The 2,627-nt window shown below is 48.0% G+C and carries 2 protein-coding genes and 1 pseudogene; 2 read left to right on the forward strand and 1 reads right to left on the reverse strand.

Annotated elements, in window-relative coordinates:
• Positions 1 to 982 precede the first annotated feature (982 nt).
• Positions 983 to 1,681 (forward strand): hypothetical protein, encoded by a 699-nt coding sequence (locus tag HWX39_RS35695; protein WP_175972143.1) that lies wholly within the window; start codon positions 983 to 985, stop codon positions 1,679 to 1,681.
• A gap of 186 nt (positions 1,682 to 1,867) precedes the next feature.
• Positions 1,868 to 2,429: pseudogene (locus HWX39_RS35700) on the forward strand (IS5 family transposase); the annotation flags it as partial.
• 54 nt (positions 2,430 to 2,483) lie between these two features.
• Here the strand turns inward: HWX39_RS35700 and HWX39_RS35705 are convergent.
• A partial coding sequence (locus tag HWX39_RS35705) for an IS3 family transposase (protein WP_175972144.1) occupies positions 2,484 to 2,627 on the reverse strand: 144 nt, incomplete at its 5' end.

Genomic DNA, 2,627 nt, shown 5'->3' on the forward strand with positions numbered 1-2,627 from the left:
ATGCCTGTTTCGGTACCTTGAACATGCCTGATTTCCTTCCTTTCCGTCGAGTTTATACACGACCTCTTGGAAGGCGAAATTTCAGGGGAAGCTCAGGACCGTTGGAAGGCGAAAAACCGGGGGAAGCTCAGAATACTTATCTTGCCCAATCGTCTGAATATTCCGATACGAAAGTTAAATGGAAAAATAGTACAGTCGTGTCGTTGATGCCTCGATTCAGGCTCAACGGCCTCTCGGCACATCCTCAACTTCGGCCACCCCAGCGGGTGGCAGGGGGCTGACGAAGGCCGGTGGGCGCGGCCTTGCCCGCGATTCGTCGCCGTAGGAGTCAAACGCTGCCTTATGCGAGCGTCGGCTCTCTGCCTTTTCCGCATCGGAGGTCATTCAGCCGCGCGATGCCCTATGTTTGATGCGCATTCCAGTCGCGACATAAACGCGTCTTGAGCGACGTTAATATCTGCCCCCCTAAAAACGCACCTAACCATGCGCGATTAACTCATTAAATAAAAATGCAATGTGCATTTTCATAAAGAAAGCTGTTGTGGCTGTCACGGTGTTTTTGTCTACAGTTTCTACGTCTTTGTATGCGGATTCCTTCTGCATTGATGGAAAGTATTTCAGTGCAGCTCAAAGTCATCAAAATCTTCAAATAGAATTGGATTTCATGTAAGCGATGATCCATCTGGTAAGGTAAATTCGAAAGAGCACGTATTGGCATATAATATATGGAACACAGGATTCTCGCGATATGTTACTTTTATTGATGAATGCAATGACGGCTAAGCAGAAAATTGATGGGTGGTGTAGCAATCAAGGAAAAATTAGCAACGTCCGGGCCTTGATAAATTGGTAAAATCATCACTTTTTGGCGAGTCATTTTTCCGTCGTCGCGATGATTTGCTCCACGCTTATCCACTCATTTGGTTTAATAAGTTCTCACCGAAAACTTGGCGCGCGCATTCCGTCGAGGTGCGCGTAACTTATGAATAGCATTCTGGAGCGCCCAATGAATTTCAATTGCATTCTAAGATTGTGCTTGTCCCTGGGTGCATTTTTGTCAATTTACTCAGCAGAATCACTGGCAAATGCAACCTGTTATATGGATAGGGGGGCGTCGTATGCGGAAAATGATCTGAATGAATTGTCGAGGGATTATGTTTTAAGGATTAATCAAATAGTTGGCGTGCCTGCTCAGCCGGGAAAAGAAGCGACCCGAGAGGATGTTGAGAAAAACTATTCGGCATATGTGGTAATTGATATTGGCGGGGAGGGGTATCATGAATCTTTTGGTCTAAAGGCAGGGTGCAAAAATGCCATTAATTTGAATGTATTGTCAAGCAATAGTCAAAACCAAAGGCCAATCGATAATTTGGTTAAGCTGAGAAATTGGCTCGATAAGTATCCAATCGGGAGCAGGTTTGCTGACTATATTATGATTCAATCCGCGCCTCTCACGTCACACAATGTGGATGAAATTGTTCGCATGCTCAAGCCAGGTGGGGCTGTGGCATTGTGGGTTGACAGAAAATCGTTCAAGAGCCAAATTGAAGACTTGGCTAAGAAATTAAATTCATCCCCTGCATATGATGTTCCAGATGAGTTTTCCTACGAAGAATCAATGAGGAAAGTATTTATACGAGATTTTAGAAATTATTACAAAATAATGCGAGATGATATGTAGCGCGGTGCGATAAAAATTACATAGCTTGCTTCCCGATAGCTTGCCATTACTGAATGGGCCACACGGTACGGTAATTGGATTGTTCTGTCGAGGTAAGAGTCGTTAAGGAAGGTCTGCAAAAGTCCTGGCATTAACGCCCCGTTCAGATATTGTGGACGCATCGCGAATTGGTTGAGGGGAAGAGCAATGTCGCAGTTGGGTTTTGGTCTGGATCTGTCAACCAAACGCACGCGCAAGCGGGAATTTCTCGATGAGATGCGGCGTGTTGTGCCTTGGGTGAAGCTGATTGCGCTGATCGAGCCGTACTATCCGAAGGGCAAAACCGGACGACCGCCTTTCCCGATCGCGACGATGTTACACATTCATTTTATGCAGCAGTGGTTCGGTCTGTCGGACCCCGCGATGGAAGAAGCGCTCTACGACGTGCCGCTGTATCGCGAGTTCGCCGGTCTTGACGGCGGCATGGTGCGGTTGCCGGATGAAAGCACGATTCTCCGGTTCCGCCATCTGCTCGAAACGCATGGGCTGGCGATGAAAATGCTCGCGCTGGTCAATGAGATCCTGAAGGAAAAAAGGCTTGATGCTAAAGGCTGGATCTGCAGTCGACGCCACCCTGATTGCCGCGCCCAGTTCGACAAAGAACGGTTCCGGCACCCGGGATCCAGAAATGCAATCGACGCAGAAAGGCGGTAACTGGTACTTCGGCATGAAATCGCATATTGGCGTAGACGCCGAGTCTGGCTTGGTGTTAGCGCCGATGTAAAACTGACCCACGGGGATGCGGCTATTTTCTTGGACCGATTTACGTTGTTAACCCAAGGCTTTCACGGTACTCGATGGGGCTGAGATGGCCGAGGGAGCCCTTGATCCGTTTTTCGTTATACCAGCGGATATAGGCATCCAGTGCCTCAACGAATTCCGCGATGGTCGTCGAACGCCAATTGCC

This window comes from Burkholderia sp. BCC0322 (genome assembly GCF_902833045.1).
In the GTDB taxonomy this organism is placed as follows: domain Bacteria; phylum Pseudomonadota; class Gammaproteobacteria; order Burkholderiales; family Burkholderiaceae; genus Burkholderia.